The sequence below is a fragment of the Sphingomonas sp. GW821-FHT10C01 genome (genome assembly GCF_059415525.1).
The window spans coordinates 1826011-1849495 of the sequence record NZ_JBWKNK010000001.1; the positions used below are offsets into that span (position 1 = coordinate 1826011).

Consider the following 23485-nt stretch of genomic DNA (forward strand, 5'->3'; position numbering starts at 1 on the left):
GAGCCAAGGAGTTGCATGCATGTCTTCGACGATCGAGGAACTTGAGCGGCGCCGCGCCGCGGCGCGGCTGGGCGGCGGGCGGAAGCGGATCGACGCGCAGCACGCCAAGGGCAAGCTGACCGCGCGCGAGCGGGTCGAGGTGCTGCTCGACGAGGGATCGTTCGAGGAGCTCGACATGTATGTCGAGCATAACTGCGTCGATTTCGGCATGCCGGACCAGGTCGTGCCGGGTGACGGCGTCGTCACCGGCAGCGGCACGATCAACGGCCGCCTCGTCTTCGTGTTCAGCCAGGACTTCACCGTGTTCGGCGGATCACTGTCCGAGCGGCACGCGCAGAAGATCTGCAAGATCATGGACATGGCGATGAAGGTCGGCGCGCCCGTGATCGGCCTCAACGACAGCGGCGGCGCGCGCATCCAGGAGGGCGTCGCCAGCCTTGCCGGCTATGCCGAGGTGTTCCAGCGCAACGTGCTGGCGAGCGGCGTGGTGCCGCAGCTTTCCCTGATCATGGGGCCGTGCGCCGGCGGCGCGGTCTATTCTCCCGCGATGACCGACTTCATCTTCATGGTGAAGGACTCGTCCTACATGTTCGTCACCGGCCCCGATGTAGTGAAGACCGTTACCAACGAGATCGTCACGCAGGAGGATTTGGGCGGTGCGGTGACGCATACCACGAAGTCGGGGGTCGCTGACGTGGCCTTCGAGAATGATATCGAGGCGCTGCTCGCGGCCCGCGACTTCGTGGATTTCCTTCCCGCCAGCAACCGCGAGCCGGTGCCCGAGCGGCCGTGCGACGACCCGTGGGACCGGATCGAGGACAGCCTCGATACGCTGATCCCGCCCTCGGCCAACCAGCCGTACGACATGCACGAGCTGATCCGGAAGACGGTCGACGAGGGCGATTTCTTCGAGGTTCAGCCGACCCACGCCGCCAACATCATCATCGGCTTTGGCCGGATCGAGGGGCGCACCGTGGGCATCGTCGCCAACCAGCCGATGGTGCTGGCCGGTGTGCTTGATATCAACTCGTCCAAGAAGGCGGCGCGGTTCGTGCGCTTCTGCGACGCGTTCGAGATTCCGATCGTGACCTTTGTCGACGTGCCGGGCTTCCTGCCGGGCGTCGGGCAGGAGCATTCCGGCATCATCAAGCACGGCGCCAAGCTGCTGTTCGCCTATGCCGAGGCGACGGTGCCCAAGATCACGGTGATCACGCGCAAGGCTTATGGCGGGGCGTATGACGTGATGGCGTCCAAGCATCTGCGCGGCGACTTGAACTATGCCTGGCCGACCGCCGAGATCGCGGTGATGGGCGCCAAGGGCGCGGTCGAGATCATCTTCCGCGGCAAGACGCCCGAGGAGATCGCCGAGCGGACCGCGGAATATGAGACGCGCTTCGCCAACCCGTTCGTCGCGGCGAGCAAGGGCTTCGTGGACGAGGTGATCATGCCGCACTCGACCCGCCGCCGCATCGCGCTGGGCCTGCGGAAGCTGAGGAACAAGAGTCTCGAGAATCCGTGGAAGAAGCATGACAATATTCCGCTGTGACGGCGGAATGGGAGTGAAGCGAATGCGGGTCTTCGCTGGCATGTTGCTGGGTTGGGCTTTGACGATTCCGGCAGTGGCGGAGGAAGCTAAACCGCTATTCCCCGTGGCCGATGTCGACCGCGATACCGTGCCCGCCGGAACCCCCGAGGCGTTCTGGGCGGTGTTCGGGGAGTCGCCGAGAAACGAGGCCGAACGCGAGGTGAAGGGACAGAAGATCACCTTCGTCCCGCTGACGCTGATCAAGTTGCCGAGCGATGTCACCGCGCTGGTCAGCACGGGTGCCAGCGATTGCGAGGCGCATGCCTGTGCGGGCCTCAATTCGGTGCACTATCTGCGGCGCGACAAGGACAGCTACGGCTATGTGAAGGCCGGCGAATGGCTCGATGTCGGGGTGAGTGGCACCTGGGGCAATCCCGCCGCGCGCTGGGGCGTCAGCGACGCGATCACGGGCGCGCCGGTGCTCTACACCCAGGCCGGTGGGACCTGGCAGGGCTATAGCTGCGACACCGCGGTGCTGACCGAGCTTGGGCCGAAGGGCCCGGTCGAGATCGCTCGCTTCCCTGTCTACTACTCCAACGCCACCCACAACAACGGACCGACGTTGCGCGGAACGATCACCGCGGCGGAACGCGGCCGCAGCTTCACGGTGACCTATGCGGGATCGGACAGCTTCTCGGAACGCTATGTCCGCGGTGCCGACGGGACGTACCAGCTGGAAGGCAAGAGCCGGATGAAGACGTGCTGAGATGACGAGGCTTTCAATCCTGGCGGCGTTCGTAGCCCTTACCGTGACGCTCCCGGCAGCGGCCCAGCCGAGCGAGCGTTCGTTCACCTCGCCAGTTCCGGCGGGCCTCAAGAAGGGCGCGGTGCGCGTCGGCATGGACTATGCGGCGTTCCGGCGCACGCTCCTGGCCGCCGGATGGCAGACCAAGGCCGACCCGGACTGCATTCAAAATGTCTATGGCGGCGACGGCACGCGTAAGCCGGGCCAGTCCAACATCTGCCGCGAGCTTCCCGAGATCGAGGCCTGTTCGGGTGATGGCTATTGCGTGGCGAACTTCGCCCATCCGCGCACGCGCCGCAGCATCCGGGTGACCAGCTATGGCGATTACGGCCAGTGGCAGCGCAAGGGCCTTTCGATTCTGGGCTGGGAGCAGAAATGATGAAACTCGGCCGTCTCAATCATATCGGAGTCGCCACGCCTTCGATCGAGGACTCGATCGCCTTCTATCGCGATGTGATGGGTGCGCAGACGATCCACACGCCGTTCGACCTGCCCGCGCAGGGGGTGAAGGTGTGCTTCGTCGATACCCCCAATACCCAGATCGAGCTGATCGAACCGCTGGGCGATGCCTCACCGATCCACGGCTTCCTCGCCAAGAATCCGGCGGGTGGGCAGCACCATGTCTGCTATGAAGTGCCTGATATCCAAGAAGCAAAGGCGTGGTTCGAGGCGAAGGGCGCGAAGGTGTTGGGCGAGCCGCGCATCGGCGCGCATGGGACGCCGATCTTCTTCGTCCACCCCAAGGACATGGGCGGTGTGCTGACCGAGATCATGGAGTCGCCGCGTGACGATCTGCACTGATCCTCACCATCGTCATCCCGGACTTGTTTCGGGATCCATCGGGTGGCCAGCGATGGCGCTTGGAGTGAGGACATCGGGTGTGGCGAAGTGGACCCCGGCACAAGGCCGGGGTGACGGAGAGGGCTAGGTATGAGCGAAGACACGGTTCTGTACGACCTGACCGACGGCGTCGCGACGCTGCGGCTCAACCGGCCCGACCGCCTCAACGCGGTGACCGGCGAGATGCTCGACCTGATCCGTGCGTCGCTGCTGCGCGCGGTGAACGAGGGCGCACGTGCGGTGCTGCTGACCGGTGAGGGCCGGGCGTTCTGCTCGGGGGCCGATCTGGTCGGGCGGATGGACGGCAAGCCGATCGATCCCGCCGACAATCTCGAATTCCACTACAATCCGCTGGCTGAGACGCTGTCGAAGCTGCCGATCCCGGTGGTCACTGCGGTCAATGGTCCGGCGGCGGGGGCGGGCGTCGGCATCGCGCTTGCCGGCGATATCGTCGTCATGGCGAAGTCCGCCTATCTGCTGCTCGCCTTCAGCAACATCGGGCTGGTGCCCGACTGCGGCGCGACCTGGCTGGTCGCCAAGTCTGCGGGCCGTGCCAAGGCGCTGGAGATGGCGCTGCTCGGCGAGAAGATGGGCGCGGACGATGCGAAGGATGCCGGGCTGGTCGCGCGCGTAGCCGAGGACGACACGCTGCTGGCGACTGCGGGTGAGATCGCCGCGAAGCTCGCCGCCAAGCCGACCGTCGCGCTGGGCCTGATCCGCGCTCAGGTGAAGGCGGCGCTCAATTCGACCCTGTCGGAGTCGCTGAGTCTTGAGGCGCAGAATCAGCGCGCCGCCGGCAAGACCGAGGATTTCCGCGAGGGCGTGATCGCGTTCCTCCAGAAGCGGCCCCCGGAGTTCAAGGGTCGGTGACCATCGCCTATTATTTGTCCCACCCCCAGGTGCAGGTCGATCCCGCGATGCCGGTGCCTGAATGGGGCCTGTCGGATGCCGGTCGCGAGCGGGTGGCGACGCTGGCCGGTGCGGGCTGGCTCGCGTCGGTACGGCGGATCGTGTCGAGCGAGGAACGCAAGGCGATCGAGACGGCGGAGGCGCTCGCGCCGATGACCGATGGCGCGCGGGTCGAGATATTGCCCGACTTCCACGAGAATGACCGGTCGGCAACCGGCTTCCTGCCGCCCGCCGAGTTCGAGGCGACCGCCGACGCGTTCTTTGCTGCGCCCGATCAGTCGGTGCGCGGGTGGGAGCCGGCGGTGGATGCGCAAGCGCGAATCGTCGGCGCGGTCGATGCGGTGCTGTTGGATGACGTCGCGCCGGTGCTGTTCGTCGGCCATGGCGGCGTCGGCACCTTGCTCAAATGCCATGTGAAGGGCGAAGCGATCGCCCGTTCGGCAGATCAGGCCGCCGAAGGGGGCCATCCCGGCGGGGGCAATGTCCACGCCTTTTCCATTGCGGAGCGCCGTCATCTGTTCGGATGGACCGCGCTCGAACAGGTAGCATCATGACCGACAAGCCGACTCTCGACGCGTGGAAGGCGCTCTCCGACAAGGAAGTGAAGGGCCGCGACCTGACCTGGCGCACGCCCGAGGGGATCGACGTCAAGCCGCTCTACACGGCGGACGACGTGACCGTCGATCCGGGCCTGCCCGGCTTGGCGCCGTTCACGCGTGGCGTGCGCGGTTCGATGTATGCCGGGCGCCCCTGGACGATCCGGCAATATGCGGGCTTCTCGACCGCCGAGGAATCGAATGCCTTCTATCGCCGTAACCTTGCGGCGGGTCAGAAGGGCCTGAGCGTCGCCTTCGATCTGGCGACGCATCGCGGCTATGACAGCGACCATCCGCGCGTGCCCGGCGATGTCGGCAAGGCGGGCGTGGCGATCGACAGCGTCGAGGACATGAAGATCCTGTTCGACGGCATCCCGCTCGGCGAGATGTCGGTGAGCATGACGATGAACGGTGCGGTGATCCCGATCCTCGCCTTCTTCATCGTTGCGGGCGAGGAGCAGGGCGTTCCGCGCGCTCAGCTCGACGGGACCATTCAGAATGACATCCTCAAGGAGTTCATGGTCCGGAACACGTATATCTACCCGCCCGAGCCGAGCATGCGGATCATCTCAGACATCTTCGGCTACACCTCGCGCGAGATGCCCAAGTTCAACAGCATTTCCATCTCTGGCTATCACATGCAGGAGGCCGGGGCGACGCAGGTGCAGGAACTCGCCTTCACCATCGCCGACGGCATGGAATATGTGAAATACGGAGTCGCGAGCGGTCTCGACATCGACAAATTCGCCGGGCGTCTGTCGTTCTTCTTCGCGATCGGCATGAACTTCTTCATGGAGGTCGCCAAGCTGCGCGCGGCGCGCGTGCTGTGGCATCGCGTGATGACGAAGCTGGGCGCCAAGGACGAGCGCAGCAAGATGCTGCGCACGCACTGCCAGACGTCGGGCGTCTCGCTGACCGAGCAGGATCCGTACAACAACGTCATCCGCACCACGATCGAGGCGATGGCGGCGATGCTGGGCGGCACGCAGAGCCTGCACACCAACGCGCTCGACGAGGCGATCGCGCTGCCCACCGACTTCTCCGCTCGCATCGCGCGCAACACGCAGATCGTGATCCAGGAAGAGACGGGGATGACCAAGGTCGTCGATCCGCTCGGCGGCTCCTATTATATCGAGAGCCTGACCCAGGAGCTGGTCGACAAGGCGTGGGCGATCATCGAGCGCGTCGAGGGTGAGGGCGGGATGGCCAAGGCGGTCGCCGCGGGCTGGCCCAAGGCGATGATCGAGGAGGCCTCGGCCGCCACAGCGGCGCGGATCGATCGCGGCGAGCAGGTGATCGTCGGGGTCAACAAGTATCGCAAGGCCGAGGAAGACCCGATCGACATCCTCGATGTCGACAACCACGCGGTACGCGAGGCGCAGATCGCGCGGATCAAGCGGATCAAGGCGTCGCGCGATGAGGCGGCGTGCCAGGCGGCGCTCGACGCGCTGCGTGAAGGCGCGCGCGGTACCGAAAACCTCCTTGCCCTCGCCGTCGAAGCCGCCCGCCAACGCGCCACTCTGGGCGAAATCAGCCTGGCAATGGAAGACATCTTCGGCCGCCATGGCACCGTGCCGACCCCGGTTTCGGGCGTCTACGGCGGCGCCTATGCCGAGGACACGCGCTGGGAGCGGCTGAAGGACGGCGTCGCCGCGACCGAGCGGCGGCTAGGCCGCAAGCCGCGCATGCTCGTCGCAAAGATGGGGCAGGACGGGCATGACCGAGGTGCAAACCTTGTTTCTTCCGCTTTCGGTGATCTCGGCTTCGAGGTGGTACCAGGACCGCTGTTCCAGACACCGAAGGAGGCCGCCGAACTGGCGCTGGCAGAGAATGTCGACGTCGTCGGTGCATCGAGCCTTGCCGCTGGGCACAAGACCTTGATTCCAGAGTTGATCGGGCATCTTCGCGATGCTGGCCGAGCAGATATCAAGGTGGTCGCAGGCGGTGTGATCCCGGCGCAGGACTATCAATACCTGCGCGATGCCGGGGTGCAAGCGATCTTCGGACCCGGAACCAACCTTGTAAATGCCGCCGCAGAGGTGTTGACGCTGCTCGGCCATAATTTGCCCCCCGAGGAGGAAGCGGCTGAATGACTGCCAATGTTACCATGCGTACCGACTGGACTCGCGAAGAGATCGCTGCGCTGTTCGACCTGCCTTTCCCCGAGCTGCTGTTCCAGGCAGCGAGTGTGCACCGCGCGCAGTTTGCGGCGGAAGAGGTGCAGCTGTCGACCCTGCTCTCGATCAAGACTGGCGGTTGTCCGGAAGATTGCGGCTATTGCAACCAGTCGACCAGCGCCGAGACGGGCCTGAAAGCCACCAAGCTGATGGACGTGCGCGCCGTGCTGCAGGCTGCAGCACAGGCCAAGGACAATGGCTCGTCGCGCTTCTGCATGGGCGCGGCATGGCGCAATCCCAAGGACCGCGACATGCCCGCCATCGTCGAGATGGTGAAGGGCGTGCGTCAGATGGGCATGGAAACCTGCATGACTCTGGGGATGCTCAGCGAGAAGCAGGCCGAGATGCTCGCCGACGCGGGGCTGGATTACTACAACCACAATATCGACACGTCGCCCGAGCGCTATGCGGAGGTGATCACCACGCGGACCTTCGAGGACCGGCTCGACACGCTTGAGCATGTGCGCGAGGCGGGGATCAACGTGTGCTGTGGCGGGATCGTCGGCATGGGCGAGACGCGCGGCGACCGCGTCGGCTTCATCCACGCGCTGGCGACCTTGCCCAAGCACCCTGAGAGCGTGCCGGTGAACGCGCTGGTGCCGGTCAAGGGTACGGTGCTGGGCAACATGCTGGCCGACACCCCACTGGCGAAGATCGACGAGATCGAGTTCGTGCGGACCGTCGCGGTGGCGCGCATCACGATGCCGGAGAGCATGGTGCGCCTGTCTGCGGGCCGCGAGAGCATGAGCGATTCGACTCAGGCATTGTGCTTCATGGCCGGCGCCAATTCGATCTTTACCGGCGACAAGCTGCTCACCACCGGAAATGCCGGAGATGATAAGGACGCGGCTCTGTTCGCGCGCCTAGGCATGCGGGCAATGCAGGGCGAGGTGAAGGTCGAACTGGAGGCGGCGGAGTGAAGCCTGTCGGCTTCGCAAATTGGGCTGAGCGTCGCGCTCGCGAGCAGGGAAGCTGGGGCAATCTAGGTCGCTCATCGCTTGCCACTTTGTGGGCCATGATCGGCGGCCCGGTTCTTTGGCTCGTGCTGTTGCCGATTGTCGGCAAAGGTGACGAAGCCGCGCTCTATGCGCTGATTCTCGCAATCTGCTGTTCGCTCGCCGGGTACAAGGTTACACTTTTCCTCTTCACACGCTGGAGCCGCCGGTGATTATCCGACTTCTCGTCGCGTTGCTGGTCGTGTCGATTCCGCTGCCCGCGCTGGCGCAAACCACCAGCAAACCTGTCGTCATCGGTCAGTCCTACAAGTTCACCTCCGCCACGATGGGCACCACGCGCACCATCAATGTGTGGCTCCCGCCGCGCTATGCCGAGGGGACGCAGCGCTATCCGGTAATCTATCTGCTCGACGGCGGCGTGGATCAGGACTTCCACCATATCTCCGGGCTGGCGCAGCTTGGCACGATCGTCGGCACCACCCGCGACGTGATCGTGGTGGGGATCGAGACCGTGGATCGTCGCAATGAGCTGGCCTTTCCGGTCGTGACGGATGCCAAGCTCAAGGCGGATTATCCCACTGCCGGCCAGTCCGAACGCTTCCGCCGCTTCATCGCGAGCGAGGTGAAGCCATGGGTCGAGAAGACCTATCGCACCAGCGGCGAGAATGCGCTGATCGGGGAGTCGCTCGCCGGGCTGTTCGTGGTCGAAACGATGCTGCGCGCGCCGGGGCTGTTCGACACGTATATCGCGATCAGTCCGAGCCTGTGGTGGGATAACGAGGCGCTGGTGAAGGCTGCGCCGTCGCTGCTTCCCAAGGCGCACGGACGGCTATGGCTGACCGTCGCCAACGAGCAGGGGATGGGCGTCGCGCCCTTTGGCGAACTCCTTAAGGACGATGCGCCCGCCGCACTGCTCTGGACCTATGCGCCGCGTCCCGACGAAACCCACGCCACCATCTATCACGCCGCTGCTCTGGCAGCGATCCGCCAGCTTTACCCGCAACCGAGCCAATAGGGGCCGCAATGTTCAAGAAGATCCTGGTCGCCAATCGCGGTGAGATCGCCTGCCGTGTATTCCGGACCGCCAAGCGGATGGGGATCGCGACCGTCGCGGTCTATTCCGACGCCGATGCGCGCGCGCCGCATGTGCTGATGGCCGATGAGTCCGTGCGGCTGGGGCCGGCGCCGGCGGCGGAAAGCTATCTCAAGGCAGAACTGATCCTGGCCGCGGCCAAGGCGACCGGGGCGGATGCGATCCATCCCGGCTATGGTTTTCTGTCCGAGCGCGAGAGCTTTGCAAAAGCGTGCGCGGAGGCGGGGATCGCCTTTGTCGGCCCGCCGCCGGGCGCGATTGCGGCGATGGGCGACAAAATCGAGTCCAAGAAGCTGGCCAAGGCGGCGGGTGTCAATGTCGTGCCCGGTTTCGTCGGGGTGATCGACGATACCGAGCATGCGGTAAAGATCGCCGCTGAGATCGGCTATCCGGTGATGATGAAGGCATCGGCTGGCGGCGGTGGCAAAGGCATGCGGCTGGCCTATAGCGAGCAGGATGTCCGCGAGGGCTTCGAGGCGACCAAGCGCGAAGGGCTGGCGAGCTTCGGCGATGACCGCGTGTTCATCGAGAAGTTCATCGAGAGTCCGCGCCACATCGAGATCCAGGTGCTGGGCGATCAGCATGGCAATATCGTCTATCTGGGCGAGCGCGAGTGCTCGATCCAGCGTCGCCACCAGAAGGTGGTCGAGGAAGCGCCTTCACCGTTCGTTTCACCCGAGATGCGGCGCAAGATGGGCGAGCAGGCGGTCGCGCTGTCGCGCGCCGTGGGCTACTATAGCGCGGGCACGGTCGAGCTGATCGTCAGCGGCGCCGACACGACCGGCGATGGCTTCTACTTCCTCGAGATGAACACCCGGCTTCAGGTCGAGCATCCGGTGACAGAGGCGGTGACCGGCCTCGATCTGGTCGAACAGATGATCCGTGTCGCTGCGGGCGAGAAGCTCTCGTTCGGGCAGGATGACGTCAAGCTTACCGGCTGGGCGATCGAGAACCGCATCTATGCCGAGGATCCGTATCGCGGCTTCCTGCCCTCGACCGGGCGGTTGGTGCGCTATCGCCCGCCTGCGGCGCAAGACACGCCGTACGGTGAAGTTGGCGGTGACGGCTATGTCCGCGTCGATGACGGTGTTGTCGAAGGTGGCGAGGTCAGCATGTTCTATGACCCGATGATTGCCAAGCTGATCACCTGGGGCGAGACGCGCGACGCAGCGGCCGATCTGCAGGTCGCGGCGCTCGACCGGTTCGAGCTGGAGGGGTTGGGCAACAATGTCGATTTCCTTTCGGCATTGATGCAGCACCCGCGCTTCCGCTCGGGCGCGCTCACGACAGGCTTCATCGCGGAGGAATATCCCGAGGGGTTCGTGGGCGCGCCTGCGGATGCGATGCTGACCCGCCGACTGGCGGCGCTGGCCGCGGTGCTGACCTGGCGCCAGGCCGAGCGAGCGGCGATGATCTCGGGCCAGCTTGGCTCGATGCTGCCGGTGCGAGGTGACTGGGTCGTGCATCTTGGCTCGATTGCGCATGAGGTGACACTGGGTGACGGCGCGATCGTCGATGGCGAGATGGTCGAGGACAGCGTCGAATGGAATCCGGGCGACCGGATCGCGGTGGCGCACGGTGACGGCGGCGAACTGGCCGTGAAGGTGACGAAGACCCGCACGGGATGGGTGCTGACCACGCGTGGCGCCGCGCATCGCGTCGAGGTCTATCGGCCCCGTGTGGCCGAACTGGCCAAGCACATGATCGAAAAGATCCCGCCTGACATGAGCCGCTTCCTGCTCGCGCCGATGCCGGGGCTACTGACGCGGGTCGAGGTCGCGGTGGGCGACAAGGTCGAGGCCGGGCAGCCACTCGCGGTGGTCGAAGCGATGAAGATGGAGAACATCCTGCGCGCCGAGAAATCGGGTGTGGTGAAGGTCGTGAATTTCGGGGCGGGCGAGAGCCTGGCAGTCGACGCGGCGATCCTTGAGTTCGAATAGCTCAGTCTAGGCCGGCGTCGATCGAATCCAGGATTCGCGCGCCGGCCATGAACACCGCGATCGGACAGGCGGCGAAGAGCATCCAGCCGCCCATGCCGGGATATTGCTCGAGATAGTGCAAGCCGCGGTCGACCGCGCCGACCCCGAGCGCGTAGATCACCATGAAGGCTTCGAAGCGGGTCTTGATCGTGAACAGCCGTTTGACGCGTGTGAACATGTCCGCGTTAACGCAAGAACCGGACCAGTGGCGGGAATCCGTGAGTCCGCGTCAACGGATATGGTTAGCTGTCAATTAACTCGACAGTGCCGAGCAGGTCGAACAGCGTGGTCCGGGCGGCTTCGATCCGGGCGATCAGGGCCGGGTCACCGATTTCGTCCTGTCCGATCGTCTCGGGCCAGTGCGCCTCGATCAGCGCGGCGATCCGGTCCAGCTTGGCCTCGTCGACCAGGAAGCGCGGATCGATTGTGGCCGGATCGGCGACGACGCGCAGACGTAGGCAGGCGGGGCCGCCGCCATTGGCCATCGACTGACGGACATCGACCACCTCCAGATGCCGGATCGGGCCGTTGCCGGCGACATGAGCTTGAAGCCAGCTCCAGACGCTGGGCGTGTCGCGCGCCTCGGTCGGGAGGATCAGCGCGGTCTCACCGGAGGGCAAGGTCACCAACTGGGCGTTGAACAGGTAGGAGGAAATGGCGTCGGCGAGGCTGACGGCGGAGGCAGGCACCTCGACGATCTCGACCTCAGGCATCAGGCCGCGCAGGTCGGCATAGAAGCCCTGCTTGTCCGCGAACGCCTGTTCATGGGCGAAGAGCACGCGACCGTTGGCGACCGCGACGACATCGTTGTGGAAGGCGCCGGCGGCGATCGCCTCTTCCGACTGCTGGACGAACAATGTGCGGGCGGGGTCGAGGTCATGGCGGCGGGCGACGGCTTCGCTGGCCTCACGATGCTGGCGGGCCGGGAAGGGGCCGCCGGAGACGCCATAGACGAACACTTCGACGCCGGGCGCGTCATGCTCCGGGCAAAGGCGCATATGGTTGGCCGCGCCTTCGTCGCCGAAAGGGGCGGGGACGGGGCCGTGGACGTGGAAGGCATCGTTGGCGAAGGCGAGGCGAAGCTGAGCCAGCGTGCCGGGCCATTCGTGACTGCGGTGCGGCATCGTCACGAGATTGGCGACGGTCAGGTGGCAGCGGCCGTCCGCGGTATCGGGGGCAGGCGAGACGGTCGCGGCATTGGCGGCCCACATCGACGAGGCGGACAGCGCCTGCGCCTGAAGATGTGGCGCGGCATCGGCATAGGTCGTTGCCAGCGATTCCAGCCAGCGATGGTCGGGCCGGGCGTGGGGCAACAGGATGCCCTGGGTCAGCCCGAGCGCCAGATTGGCGCGCATCTTGGCGATGCCCTGAAGCGCGGCGGCACGGGGTTGCGAGACCGCGCCGCTGTTCCGGGTCGCGGCGAGATTGCCGGGGCTGAGGCCCGCATAATTATGGCTGGGGCCGATCAGGCCGTCGAAGTTGATCTCAACGCGGGGCATGACGAACCTCTTGCCCCGCTTCCACGCCAAGGATTGCCGCTGAGGTGGCGTCCACAGTGACGCCGCCGTCGCTGAGGCCAACCCGGCCGTGGCAGGCGCGGAAGTCGCCGAGCGTGCCGCGGGCGATGATGCTGGCGCTGCCGCCATCGGCGACTTCGGCGACCTTGTCGGTGCGGGAATCGCGGACCGTCATCACCTGATCGGTGCGCGCGGTCATGGTCGGGCCGCCATCGAAGATATCGATGTAGTTCTCGAACGCGAACCCTTCCTGCTCGAGCATCCGCATCGCGGCGCGGCCGGAGGGATGGGGCAGGCCGATCACGCTGCGCGCGCCTTCGGTCAGCATCGCGGTGTAGATCGGGTGTTTGGGCATCAGATCGGCGATGAACTGGTTGCCGTGGATCGCATTGAATTCGTCGGCCTGCTGGAAGTTCATGCCGAAGAAGCGACCCGCGACACCATCCCAGAAGGGCGAACCGCCGGCCTCGTCGATCACGCCGCGCAGTTCGGCAAGGACGCGGTCGCCGAAGCGGGCCCGATGCATTGCGATGAACAGATAGCGGCTGCGGGCGAGCAGCATGCCGAGGCCGCCGGCACGCTCGCCGGGATGGAGGAACAGGCCGCCGACTTCGCTACAGCCTTCCAGATCGTTGGTCAGGCTGAGGATTTCAGCGCGGAAGGTGCGGGCGAGCGCTTCGCTATGCTTGGTCTCGATACCCAGGCGATAGCTGTAGAAGGGCCAGCGCTGGCCGACCTGGGTGAAGATCTGGCAGGTGCCGCGCACTTCGCGGGTCTCGGTATTCTCGAGCACCAGCACGAACAACTCGTCCCTGAGTGCGTCGTCGGTGCGGGAAAAGGCGAGCGCGCTGCGCTCAAGCTTGGTGCGCAGGGCGGGCTTCTCTGGCGGCAAATTGGTGAAGCCGCCGCCGGTGAGCTTGGCCATCTCGTACAGCGCCTGAAGATCGTCCTCGCGGGCGGGGCGGATCAGGAAGGTCATACGCTGCCCTTCTCGATGATACGCAGGATGGTGAGGGTGGAGAGCGCGGCGCGCTCGGGCAGGCTTTCAGGGATAAGAAATTCCTCTGCACTATGGATCGCGCCGCCACGCGCGCCCATGGTATCGACCACGGGCACGCCGCAGGCGGCGATATTGTTGCCGTCGCACACCCCGCCCGTGGCTTTCCACGCGATGGGGATGTCGAGATCCGCGCCGGCCTGCTTGACCAGCCCGAACAGCCGCTCGGCGCCGGGATCGAGGGGCTTGGGAGGGCGGTTGAAGCCGCCATGAACATGGATATGGACGTCGTGGAGCGCGGCGACTTCCGCCGTGGCGCTTTCCATCACCGCCGCGGCGCGGGCGATCGCTTCGGAGGAAGCCGGGCGGAAATTGACGCGCAATATGGCAAGGTCCGGGACGACGTTGTTCGGGCCGCCGCCTTCGATCCGAGCGGGGTTGACCGCCAGGCCATCGCCCTTCGCGGCGGCGAGGCGCAGCGCGAGATCGGCAGCGGCGACGATGGCGTTGCGGCCTTCCTCCGGGTTGCGACCGGCATGGGCGCTGCGGCCATGGACGACGATCGAGAAATTGCCGGTGCCGCCGCGCGCGCCGGCCAGCGTACCGTCGGGCAGAGCGGGTTCGTAGGTGAGCGCGGCGACCTTGCTCTTCGCGGCCTGAGCGATCAGCGCGGCGGAGGCGAAGGAGCCGGTCTCCTCGTCGGAGTTGATCACCACCTCATAGCCGAAGCGTTCGGCGGCGGGCGTGGTTTCGACCGCGCGAAGGGCGGCGAGCATCACGGCGATCCCGCCCTTCATGTCCGCGGCGCCGGGGGCGTTGAGGCGGCCATCGGGTAGCCAGGTCGCGGCCTGGAAATGGTGATCGGCGGGGAAGACGGTGTCCATATGACCGGTGAACAGCATCTGGACCGGGGCCTCTGGCCGAACGCGCAGATGGAGATGGCGGCCATGGGCGAGGGGAAGGACTTCGCCCGTGGTGTCCACCGTCTCGACCTGGGCGGGATCGACCAATGTCAGCGCACCTGGAAGCGCGGAGAAGGCGCTGGCCAGCATATCCGCCATCGTCGCGAGGCCGGTAAGGTTGCGTGTGCCGCTGTTGACCGCGACCCAGCGTTCGACCTGAGCGAGCATCGGTGCCGCGCGGGCATGCTCGATCGCGGCGGTTTCGATTGCGGAAAGACCCATTCGCGATTGTGTATCGGGTGATACGCGGCGGGTGAACCCCCGGCGAAGGAAAGTTTCCAGCGATACGGGTTTGGGCGCGGAGCGGGCTGGAAAGTCCCGAAAGTCACACTCCTACGCGCGCGCGAGTCGCTTTCCTTCAGGCGAGCCGTGCATATTGGGCAAGACTATCGACGGATTCAAAGAGCGGCCGGGCCTGCCCGGCGAAGAGAGTGGAGCAGGCGAAATCCTACATTGCAAGGCGGTGGTCCCGGGCGAGGCTTCGACCCAAAATCGCAGGATTTGCCTGTGCCGCTTGTGCGACGCCGGTTAGGTTGGACCAACCGAGGACGCACCATGCAGAGACCCCAGACCCAGGCGAGCTATCAGGATCGGATCGATCGCGTGATGGATCATGTCTACGCGCATCTGGAGGACGATCTGTCCTTTGACCGGCTGGCGGAAATCGCCTGCCTGTCCTCCTATCACTGGAGCCGCATCTTCCACGCCATGCGCGGGGAGACGATCGCTGCCGCCATTCGCCGGCTGCGGCTGCAGCGGGCCTCCGACCGGCTGGCCAATTCCGATCTCGACATCGCCGTGATCGCGGAGCGTGCGGGCTATGCTTCGACCGACAGCTTCGCTCGCGCCTTTTCCGGTGCGTTCGACCAGCCGCCCGCCGCCTATCGCGAAACGGGATCGCATGCCGCTTACAAAGCCGCCAGCACCGCCGGAAACGCTCGCGGATTTCCAGTCGCGACGGATCATCTGCCCGAGCGCCGCGCCGCGGGGATGGATCATCGCGGACCCTATATGGAGATCGACCAGGCGATGGGCCGCCTCTTCTCCGCGCTGGCCATGAGCGGCGGTCTTCCGGCGCAGCCGGCCATGTTCGGGATGTTCTTCGACGATCCCGATTTCGGCGCGGAAGAGAGCTTGCGGTCGCGGGCGTGTCTGCCGGTGGACCCCGGTACCGACATCGCGGCTCCGATGGTGGAGACGGTCCTTCGCGGCGGCCTCTATGCGCGGCTCAGCTACACCGGCCCCTATGCGGACATGCCCGGGGCCTATCGCTGGCTGCTGGGAACCTGGTTGCCCGCATCGGGCCACGAGCCGGATGACGCGCCGATCCTCGAAGCCTATCTCAACGATCCGCGCGAGGTGCCGCAGAGCGAGTTGCGCACCGATATCCTGTTGCCGCTACGGGGATGACCGGCGCGGGCGAGCGGCGGCCCTAGAAATCGATCAGCAGCGACGCCCGGCTGGTCGTGTCCATCGTCTTGCGGCCTGCGGGGGGCTTGCTTTCATAGTTCACGGCATAGGACATCTGCGCCGAGAAGGGGCCGAACAGCTTGGCGCGCAGCGCGGTCTTGGTGGTAATGGTGCTGTTCGCTTCCTGGAAATAGGCGGCGGCGTCCTGGCTGAAGGTGATGGCGGACGACAGTTTCCAGTCGAGGTCGAGCTTGCCGCGCGCGGCGATCTGGCTTTCGATCGTGTTGTCGGTGAAGGCCGTGTGGCGATAGGCCGGGCCCAGCTCGACATCGATGCGTAGCTTGCCGTCGTTGACCGCAGTGTAGCCCGCACCCGCCGAGATCGAATAGCGCTGGTTGAAGCCGAGGAAGCGGTCGCTTTCGAACAGCGCCGCGCCATAGGCATAGAAACGGTCGTTGACCTTGTAATTGGGTTCGTAGCTGGCGAGGTAGCGTTCGCGCACCACGACATTGAGGCTTTCCTGATAATCGGCCTGCGCGCGCCATTTGTGGCGCCACTGCAACCCCTCGCGCTTGACGTCGAGCACGCCGGTGAGGCCGACCGTTTCCGAATTGCCGGTGGTGACATAGCCGCCCAGTTCGGCGCGACCCTTCACCAGATCGAGGAAGCGTGCTTCGCGCACGCGGCGTTCGGCGGCTTCGCGGCGCTCGCGCTTCCATGAACCCGCCGCCTTTTCGGCGACCTCGACGCTCGCCTTGTCGGCGGCCTTGGCATATTTGACGATCGCGTTGACCGCGGCCTCGTCGCCCGCCTTCATCGCGGCGTCGAGCATGGCCTTGACCGTGTCAGGCATCTCGGGCGGGGCTTCGTCCGCCTGCGCATTTGCGAGCAGCAGCGGGGCGAGGATCAGGGGGATCGTCCGGCGCATCTTTGTCCTGTTAATGCCGCAATGCGGCAAAATCGAGATCGGGGCTTGTCGAGCGGTTTATTCGGCTGGGAGCCCCAACGGATCCGCGAAGAGTTCGAGCAGGCGGGCGTAGAGCGCGCGCTTGAACGGGACGATCACATGCGGAAGTTCGGCGGGGGCGATCCAGCGCCAGGCGCGGAATTCGGGGTGCGCCGTCTGGATGTCGATCGCCTCGTCCCCTGTGGTGAGGCGGAACAGGAACCAGCGCTGGCGCTGGCCGCGCCACTTGCCCTTCCACACCTTGCCGATCAGGTCGTCGGGCAGGTCGTATTGCAGCTCCTCGGGCGCCTCGGCGACGAACTCGACCGCGTCGCGCGTGACGCCGGTTTCCTCCCACAGCTCGCGATAGGCGGCTTCGAGCGCGTCCTCGCCCGGGTCGATTCCGCCCTGGGGCATCTGCCACGCCTCGAGCGTGGAATCGAGGCGCTGGCCGACGAACACCTGTCCGTCGCGATTGAGCAGCATCACCCCGGCGCAGGGGCGATAGGGGAGGGACGTCAGGTCCTTCATGCCGCGGCCTGCATCATCACGCGATTGCCCTCAGCCTCGACCAGCACGTCCTTGAACGCGGCGAGCATGCCCGCGACGTCTCCCTGCGCTGAAGGGATCGCGCGGCGCAGCGTGATGAAGCCGTGGACGTTGCCCGCGGCCTCCCGGAACACCACCGGTACGCCCGCATCGATCAGCGCGGCGGCATAGGCGCGACCCTGATCGCGGATCGGATCGAGGCTGGCGGTGACGATCACCGTGGGCGGCACACCGGCGAGCGAGGTATTGGCCATCGGCGAGGCACGCGGATGCGTGATGTCGGCGGCATAGCAATCGGAAAACCAGTCGAGGCTGCGTTTGGTGAGCATATAGCCCTCGCCAAAGCGGTCGAGCGAGGGATAGTCGGTGCGCAGATCCGAAGCGGGATAGATCAGCAGCTGGGCGATCACCGGCACCTTGGCCGGGCTATCGCGCAGGTCGATCGCGGCGACCGCCGACATCTGTCCGCCCGCGCTGTCGCCGGCGAGCGCGATCGAGGTGACGGCGCGGCCGAGTTCGGCGGGCCCCGAGGCGACCCACCGCGCCGTGGCCTCGGCATCGTCTGAGGCTGCGGGCCAGGGGTGTTCGGGGGCAAGGCGATAGTCGACCGAGACGATCGGCAGGTCGAGCGTGCGTGCCATTTCGGCAGCGATCGAAGCGTGGGTATCGACATTGCCGATCACGAAGCCGCCGCCGTGGAAATAGACGATGACCGGGCCGGGCTCGCGACGTTCGCGCGCGTCGAACAGGCGGGCGGGGATGACGCCGGCGGGGCCGGGAATTTCGAGATCGCGCATCACCGCGAGGTCGCCGACGGGCAGGTCGACCAGATCCTTCATCCCCGCATATTGCGCCCGAAACACCGCGGGCTGGGGCGGCCATTCAGGCTGAGGCATCGCGGCGAGCATGTCGAGAAAGACACGGGCGTCCGGACGGACATAGGGATCGGCCAAGGGGTCTTCTCCTGAGGAACTGCCCCGTTCTAGGCGACGCTTCGCCGCCGCGTCCACCGGATGAACCCGCGCTTCACCGTAATGAAAGAAGAAATTCGCTATCGCCCACGCAATTACGCTGCTAGGGGCGCGCTCATGTTTCGAAAACGGCCCATTATGACCACCCGGAACACGACCCGCTGAACCAGCCGGTCGTGGCGTTCGGGTTATGCCGCGAAACATCTTCAACCGGCGGGCGAACGGCCCGCTGACTTCCCACCGAAAAATGACTATGTCGCTGCCCGAACTCCGGGCGGCTTGACCGCATGAAAGGGTCTCACATGGGTTATCGTGTCGTTGTCGCAGGCGCTACCGGCAATGTCGGTCGTGAAATGCTCAACATTCTGGCCGAGCGGGAATTCCCGATCGACGAGCTGGCGGTGCTCGCCTCCTCGCGCTCGACCGGCGACATGGTCGATTTCGGCGAGACCGGGAAACAGTATAAGATCCAGAATATCGAGCATTTCGATCCGACCGGCTGGGACATGGCGCTGTTCGCGATCGGCAGCGAGGCGACCAAGGTTCACGCCCCGCGCTTCGCCGCGGCGGGCTGCACCGTGATCGACAACAGCTCGCTTTACCGCATGGACCCCGACGTGCCGCTGATCGTGCCCGAGGTGAACCCGGAGGCGATCGACGGCTACAAGGCCAAGAACATCATCGCCAACCCGAATTGTTCGACCGCGCAGATGGTGGTGGCGCTGAAGCCATTGCACGATGCCGCGACGGTCAAGCGCGTCGTCGTCGCGACCTATCAGTCGGTATCGGGCGCCGGCAAGGAAGGCATGGACGAGCTGTTCGAACAGTCGCGTAACATCTTCGTCGGCGATTCCGCCGAGCCCAAGAAGTTCACCAAGCAGATCGCGTTCAACGTGATCCCGCACATCGATAGCTTCCTGGACGACGGCTACACCAAGGAAGAGTGGAAGATGGTCGTCGAGACCAAGAAGATCCTCGACCCCAAGGTGAAGGTGACCGCGACCTGCGTGCGCGTGCCGGTGTTCGTCGGCCACTCCGAAGCGGTCAATGTCGAGCTGGAGCGCGAGTTGTCGGCCGAGGACGCGCAGAGGATCCTGCGCGAGGCGCCCGGCATCATGCTGGTCGATAAGCGCGAGGACGGCGGCTACGTCACCCCGATCGAGTGCGTCGGCGACTATGCGACCTTCGTCAGCCGCGTGCGTGAGGATTCGACCGTCGAGAACGGCCTGGCCTTCTGGTGCGTGAGCGACAACCTGCGCAAGGGCGCGGCGCTCAACGCGGTGCAGATCGCCGAACTGCTCGGCCGCCGGCACCTCAAGAAGGCGTGAGCATCGGGCGGATGCGCCTTCCCGCCGCGCAGCGATGGTGGCTGCTCGCCTGTCTGGCGGGCGTGCCGCTGAGCGCGGTGGGGGCGGTGTATCCGCCCAATACCTGGCTTCAGGTCGGGCCGGTCGTCGTCGGCGTCGGCCTGGCCTGGTGGGCGCTGCGGCGCTGGCCGCTGAGCAACGCCAGCGTGGGCTGGGTCTGCGCCTTCATCCTGCTGCACCTGTTCGCGGCGCGCTGGACCTATAGCAGCGTGCCCTATGACGCCTGGGGGCAAGCGGCGTTCGGGTTCAGCATCGACAGAGCGCTGGGGTTCGAGCGCAACATGTTCGACCGGCTGGTGCATTTCGCGTCGGGCCTGTGCTTCGCGCGGCCGCTGGTCGAGGTCGGCGTCCGCTATGCCGGGCTGACGCGGCGCATGGCGATATTCGTCATGGTGCTTGCGGTGCTGGCGATCGGCGCGGTTTACGAGATCTTCGAATGGATGCTGACCATCGGGATGAATGCCGAGGCGGCGGACCAGTATAACGGGCAGCAGGGCGACATGTTCGACGCGCCCAAGGACATGGCGATGGCGTTGATCGGAAGCCTGGTGCCACTGGTGTGGCGGCGCAGGCTGCTCAGTGTCCCGCCGCAGCCGGATCGTTCTCGACCGGACCCTTCGGCTTCTTGAGGAAGAACACCAGCGGGATCGACAATGCGGTGACGATCATCATCGCCTTGAAGTCGTTCAAATAGGCGATCATCGCCGCTTGCCGCGTCACCTCCGCATTGGCCATCGCCAGCAGTGCGTCGGTCGCGCCGCCCAAATTGGCGAGCAGGCCGGGGTCGAGCGTCTGCAGCCGTTCGGGCGTGATGTGCTGGGCGAGATCGGCATGGCTGGTCTGGCTGCCGCGCGCGAGGACGGTCGTCACCGCCGAAATGCCGATCGACGCGCCGATATTGCGCGACAGGTTGAGCAGGCTGGCGGCTTCGGTGCGCTGATGCGGGGATAGAGTGGCGAAGGCCATGCCGTTCAGCGGCATGAAGATCAGGCCCATGCCCAGCCCCTGGATGAAGCCCGAGACGATGAAGGGCCGGCTGCCCATCTCGAGCGTCCATTGGGTCATGTCGTAGAGCGACCAGGCGGCGAGCGCGAAGCCGAGGCCGACCGCGATGCGTGGATCGAGGCCGCGCTGAATCAGCCGGGCCGACAGCGCCATCGTCACCAGCACGCCGATGCCGCGCGGCATCAGCAACAGGCCGGTGTCGACCACCGGATAGCCGTAGAGAGTCTGGAGCATCGGCGGGAGCAGCGCCATCGTCGCCATCATCACCACGCCGACCACCTGCATGAAGGCGAGCGCGGTGACGAGGTTGCGGTTCTTCCACAGCCCGCGTTCGAACATCGGATTCTTGCCGGTGGCCATGTGAACGACGAACATCCACAGCGCGATGACCGCCGCGAGCATCTCGATCCAGATCTCGGCCGAGCTGAACCAGTCCTCGCCCTGACCGCGGTCGAGCATCAACTGGAGCGCGCCGATGCCGATGGCGAGTAGGGAAAAGCCGAACACGTCGAAGCCGCGCTTGCGGATCGGGCGGCTGGGCAGCAGCCACCACAGGATGACGAGGCAGATCGCGCCGAGCGGCAGGTTGACGTAGAACACCCAGCGCCAGTTGAAATTCTCGGTCAGATAGCCGCCAAGGACGGGACCGAGGATCGGGCCGATCATGATGCCCATGCCCCACACGGCCATCGCGCGCTGCTGGTCCTTGGGCTCGTTGATGTCGAGCATCACTGTCTGGCTGAGCGGGTTCATGAACGCCGCCGAGATGCCCTGGAGCACGCGGAAGAACACCATCTCCTCAAGATTCTGCGCCATGCCGCACAGCGCGGAGGCGACGACGAAGCCGACGATCGAGATCAGGAACAGGTTGCGCGAGCCGATCCGGTCGGAGACCCAGCCGGTGATCGGAATCGCGATGGCCGAGGCGACGATGTAGCTGGTCAGCACCCAGGTGATCGTGTCCGCCGTCGCGCCGAGCGAGGTCTGCATATGCGGTAGCGCGACATTGGCGATGGTGGTGTCGAGGATCTGGATGATCGTCGCCAGCATCACACCGAAAGTGAGCAGCCCCTTGTTGCGCACCGGCAGCGCCGCACCCGAGGGCGGCGGGGCGGGCGGAGCGGCGGGGCTTTGCGCGGCGGTGGCCATTGGGCTGCTCTTGCTCCCCTCCCTGCAAGGGAGGGGCTGGGGGTGGGTAGGCCACGGTAAGGTGGCGCTTGGTTCGGGCGGGAAGCGACGCTGCGCGTCGCACCCACCCCCGACCCCTCCCTTGCAGGGAGGGGGGAGTTACTTGCTCACGTCCACTTTCACGTCGGCGGAAAGACCGGCGATCAGTTCGCGCGGGCTCTTGTCGTCGATCGCGATGCGGACGGGCACGCGCTGGGTGACCTTGACCCAGTTGCCGTTCGCATTCTGGGCCGGGAGGACCGAGAATTCGCTGCCGGTGCCCGCGCCGATCGAGGCGACATGACCCTTGAGCTTGAGCTTGGGATAGGCGTCGAAGCTGACTTCGGCCGGCTGGCCGACGCGCATCTTGTCGAGATCGGTTTCCTTGAAGTTGGCTTCGACCCACGAGCCGCCCGCGCGGACGACCGTGACGGCGGGCAACCCCGACATCATCATCTGCCCGACCTGGAGCCGGTCGGCCTGGCTGACGATGCCATCGACGGGCGCGTAGCGGGCGGTGCGCGACAGATCGAGCGCGGCCTTGTCGCGCTGGGCACGGGCGGCGGCGATGGCGGGGTTGATGCCGGGAACGGCGGCGCCGTCGGCGAGCTTGGAGCGAGCTTCGGCGGCGCTGGCCACGGCGCTCTGATAGCTGGCCTTGGCCTGCTCGACCGAGTGCTGTGCCTGTTCGTAGCGGGCGCGGGTGGTGAAGCCGCGGTCCATCAGCGCCTTTTGCCGGGCATAGTCCTCCTGCGCGGAGGCGATGCGGTCGCGCGCGGCCTGAATATCGGCGCCGGTGCCTTGGTAGCTCGCCTGCAGCGTGCCGACCTGGACCTGCGCATTGGCGATCGCGGCGTTCGCCTGTTCCAGCGCAATGCGATAAGGTTCGGGGTCGATGCGGAAGAGCAGGTCGCCGGCCTTGACCGGCTGGTTCTCCTTCACCGCGACCTCGACGATGCGGCCGGCGACGTCGCTGGCGACCGAGACCTTGTCCTGCTGGACATAGGCGTTGTCGGTCGAGACGGTCCCGCCCGACAATGCCCACCAGCTTCCGACCGCCGCGATCAGCAGCAGGGGCACCCCGAACATCAAGATCGGGCGCAGCCAGTTGCGCTTGCGGGGAGCGGTGGGAGGGGTGATCTCGATCGCTTCGGTAGGGTCGAGCTTGGGGTCCGCGTCAGCCATTGACGGTTTCCTTGTTGTCGTTCGCTTTGTCGTGTTCGTCGGCAAGCAGGTTGGTGCGCAGCGCCTTGAGCGCGGCGTGCATGCGGACGCGATCTTCCGGATCGACGCCGTCCATCACCTCGTCGATCATCGTATCGGCGATGGCGCGCAGCTCGATCAGCACCGGCTGTGCCTTTTCGGTGAGGTGGATGCGCCAGACGCGGCGGTCGGCGGGATCGCGGCGGCGTTCGGCCAGACCGGCATCCTCGAGCCGGTCGATCATGCGGCCGACGGTGATCGGCTCGACCTCAAGCAGATCGGCGAGCATGCCCTGATTGCATCCCTCGTTGCGCTTGAGAATGCTGAGCGTGTGCCATTGCGCACGAGTGACACCGATGCGGCGGGCGCGCACGTCGAACCGCTTCCGCATCAGGCGGGCGATGTCGTTGAGGAGGAATCCTAGAGAGTCGGGCATGAGCGGCATATAATAAGCATGCTTATATATTACGACAGCAGATTAGTTGCATTATAAAACGTAACGATTGCAGAT

Annotated in this window: 24 protein-coding genes; 14 read left to right on the plus strand and 10 right to left on the minus strand. The window is 65.7% G+C overall.

Annotated features, from left to right (window positions below):
• Positions 1–19 precede the first annotated feature (19 nt).
• The 11 genes from AC07M1_RS08830 (at position 20) to AC07M1_RS08880 (ending at position 10841) form a co-directional block, all read left to right on the plus strand.
• Entirely contained in the window at positions 20–1546 is a 1527-nt protein-coding gene (locus AC07M1_RS08830) for an acyl-CoA carboxylase subunit beta (protein WP_495162173.1), read from the plus strand.
• 22 nt (positions 1547–1568) lie between these two features.
• Positions 1569–2291, plus strand: coding sequence for a hypothetical protein (locus tag AC07M1_RS08835; RefSeq protein WP_495162174.1), 723 nt, complete (start codon positions 1569–1571; stop codon positions 2289–2291).
• Position 2292: 1 nt separating this feature from the next.
• The gene (locus tag AC07M1_RS08840) at positions 2293–2709 is read left to right on the plus strand and encodes a hypothetical protein (protein ID WP_495162175.1); all 417 of its coding nucleotides are present in this window, start codon (positions 2293–2295) and stop codon (positions 2707–2709) included.
• The gene (gene mce, locus AC07M1_RS08845; RefSeq protein WP_495162176.1) at positions 2709–3131 is read left to right on the plus strand and encodes a methylmalonyl-CoA epimerase; all 423 of its coding nucleotides are present in this window, start codon (positions 2709–2711) and stop codon (positions 3129–3131) included. Before AC07M1_RS08840 ends, mce begins: the two co-directional genes overlap by 1 nt.
• A gap of 129 nt (positions 3132–3260) precedes the next feature.
• Positions 3261–4040 (plus strand): enoyl-CoA hydratase-related protein, encoded by a 780-nt coding sequence (locus tag AC07M1_RS08850; protein WP_495162177.1) that lies wholly within the window; start codon positions 3261–3263, stop codon positions 4038–4040.
• Positions 4037–4633: a histidine phosphatase family protein gene (locus AC07M1_RS08855; protein ID WP_495162178.1), complete on the plus strand. Its 597-nt coding sequence runs from the start codon at positions 4037–4039 to the stop codon at positions 4631–4633. The genes AC07M1_RS08850 and AC07M1_RS08855 overlap by 4 nt, the downstream gene beginning before the upstream one ends.
• Positions 4630–6768, plus strand: a complete 2139-nt coding sequence (scpA, locus tag AC07M1_RS08860) for a methylmalonyl-CoA mutase (RefSeq protein WP_495162179.1) — start codon at positions 4630–4632, stop codon at positions 6766–6768. Before AC07M1_RS08855 ends, scpA begins: the two co-directional genes overlap by 4 nt.
• The gene (bioB, locus tag AC07M1_RS08865) at positions 6765–7772 is read left to right on the plus strand and encodes a biotin synthase BioB (protein WP_495162180.1); all 1008 of its coding nucleotides are present in this window, start codon (positions 6765–6767) and stop codon (positions 7770–7772) included. The genes scpA and bioB overlap by 4 nt, the downstream gene beginning before the upstream one ends.
• Entirely contained in the window at positions 7769–8020 is a 252-nt protein-coding gene (locus AC07M1_RS08870; protein ID WP_495162181.1) for a hypothetical protein, read from the plus strand. The genes bioB and AC07M1_RS08870 overlap by 4 nt, the downstream gene beginning before the upstream one ends.
• Positions 8017–8823 (plus strand): alpha/beta hydrolase, encoded by an 807-nt coding sequence (locus tag AC07M1_RS08875; RefSeq protein ID WP_495162182.1) that lies wholly within the window; start codon positions 8017–8019, stop codon positions 8821–8823. Before AC07M1_RS08870 ends, AC07M1_RS08875 begins: the two co-directional genes overlap by 4 nt.
• Before the next feature lie 8 nt (positions 8824–8831).
• A complete protein-coding gene (locus AC07M1_RS08880; RefSeq protein WP_495162183.1) occupies positions 8832–10841 on the plus strand; it encodes an ATP-binding protein in 2010 nt (669 codons plus the stop codon).
• A gap of 1 nt (position 10842) precedes the next feature.
• Here the strand turns inward: AC07M1_RS08880 and AC07M1_RS08885 are convergent, their stop codons facing one another.
• The 4 genes from AC07M1_RS08885 to AC07M1_RS08900 form a co-directional block, all read right to left on the minus strand.
• Positions 10843–11058 (minus strand): hypothetical protein, encoded by a 216-nt coding sequence (locus tag AC07M1_RS08885; protein WP_495162184.1) that lies wholly within the window; start codon positions 11056–11058, stop codon positions 10843–10845.
• 64 nt (positions 11059–11122) lie between these two features.
• Positions 11123–12379 carry an N-succinylarginine dihydrolase gene (locus tag AC07M1_RS08890; protein WP_495162185.1) on the minus strand — a complete coding sequence of 419 codons (1257 nt, stop codon included), beginning with the start codon at positions 12377–12379 and terminating at the stop codon, positions 11123–11125.
• Positions 12366–13376: an arginine N-succinyltransferase gene (locus tag AC07M1_RS08895; protein WP_495162186.1), complete on the minus strand. Its 1011-nt coding sequence runs from the start codon at positions 13374–13376 to the stop codon at positions 12366–12368. Before AC07M1_RS08895 ends, AC07M1_RS08890 begins: the two co-directional genes overlap by 14 nt.
• The gene (locus AC07M1_RS08900) at positions 13373–14578 is read right to left on the minus strand and encodes a hydrolase (RefSeq protein ID WP_495162187.1); all 1206 of its coding nucleotides are present in this window, start codon (positions 14576–14578) and stop codon (positions 13373–13375) included. Before AC07M1_RS08900 ends, AC07M1_RS08895 begins: the two co-directional genes overlap by 4 nt.
• Before the next feature lie 333 nt (positions 14579–14911).
• Here AC07M1_RS08900 and AC07M1_RS08905 point away from each other — a divergent pair, with 333 nt between their 5' ends.
• Positions 14912–15766 (plus strand): AraC family transcriptional regulator, encoded by an 855-nt coding sequence (locus AC07M1_RS08905; RefSeq protein WP_495162188.1) that lies wholly within the window; start codon positions 14912–14914, stop codon positions 15764–15766.
• Between the two features lie 22 nt (positions 15767–15788).
• Here the strand turns inward: AC07M1_RS08905 and AC07M1_RS08910 are convergent, their stop codons facing one another.
• Genes AC07M1_RS08910 through AC07M1_RS08920 form a run of 3 tightly spaced genes read right to left on the minus strand, consistent with a single transcriptional unit; the run spans position 15789 to position 18214 of the window.
• On the minus strand, positions 15789–16694 hold the full coding sequence (locus AC07M1_RS08910) for a DUF481 domain-containing protein (RefSeq protein WP_495162189.1): 906 nt from the start codon (positions 16692–16694) through the stop codon (positions 15789–15791).
• 57 nt (positions 16695–16751) lie between these two features.
• Positions 16752–17243 carry an RNA pyrophosphohydrolase gene (locus AC07M1_RS08915; protein WP_495162190.1) on the minus strand — a complete coding sequence of 164 codons (492 nt, stop codon included), beginning with the start codon at positions 17241–17243 and terminating at the stop codon, positions 16752–16754.
• A complete protein-coding gene (locus tag AC07M1_RS08920) occupies positions 17240–18214 on the minus strand; it encodes an alpha/beta hydrolase (RefSeq protein WP_495162191.1) in 975 nt (324 codons plus the stop codon). Before AC07M1_RS08920 ends, AC07M1_RS08915 begins: the two co-directional genes overlap by 4 nt.
• Before the next feature lie 320 nt (positions 18215–18534).
• Between AC07M1_RS08920 and AC07M1_RS08925 the strand changes: the two genes are divergently transcribed.
• Together AC07M1_RS08925 and AC07M1_RS08930 are read left to right on the plus strand one after the other, a co-directional pair.
• On the plus strand, positions 18535–19560 hold the full coding sequence (locus AC07M1_RS08925; RefSeq protein WP_495162192.1) for an aspartate-semialdehyde dehydrogenase: 1026 nt from the start codon (positions 18535–18537) through the stop codon (positions 19558–19560).
• 11 nt (positions 19561–19571) lie between these two features.
• Positions 19572–20228, plus strand: coding sequence for a DUF2238 domain-containing protein (locus AC07M1_RS08930; protein WP_495162193.1), 657 nt, complete (start codon positions 19572–19574; stop codon positions 20226–20228).
• On the opposite strand, the gene AC07M1_RS08935 is transcribed toward AC07M1_RS08930, so the two are convergent.
• The 3 genes from AC07M1_RS08935 to AC07M1_RS08945 all read right to left on the minus strand — a co-directional run bounded on the left by AC07M1_RS08935 (position 20176) and on the right by AC07M1_RS08945 (position 23410).
• Positions 20176–21753, minus strand: a complete 1578-nt coding sequence (locus AC07M1_RS08935; protein ID WP_495162194.1) for a DHA2 family efflux MFS transporter permease subunit — start codon at positions 21751–21753, stop codon at positions 20176–20178. The two genes, AC07M1_RS08930 and AC07M1_RS08935, sit on opposite strands and share 53 nt — an antisense overlap.
• A gap of 138 nt (positions 21754–21891) precedes the next feature.
• The gene (locus AC07M1_RS08940; RefSeq protein WP_495162195.1) at positions 21892–22956 is read right to left on the minus strand and encodes an HlyD family secretion protein; all 1065 of its coding nucleotides are present in this window, start codon (positions 22954–22956) and stop codon (positions 21892–21894) included.
• The gene (locus tag AC07M1_RS08945) at positions 22949–23410 is read right to left on the minus strand and encodes a MarR family winged helix-turn-helix transcriptional regulator (RefSeq protein WP_495162196.1); all 462 of its coding nucleotides are present in this window, start codon (positions 23408–23410) and stop codon (positions 22949–22951) included. The genes AC07M1_RS08940 and AC07M1_RS08945 overlap by 8 nt, the downstream gene beginning before the upstream one ends.
• Between the last annotated feature and the right edge of the window lie 75 nt (positions 23411–23485).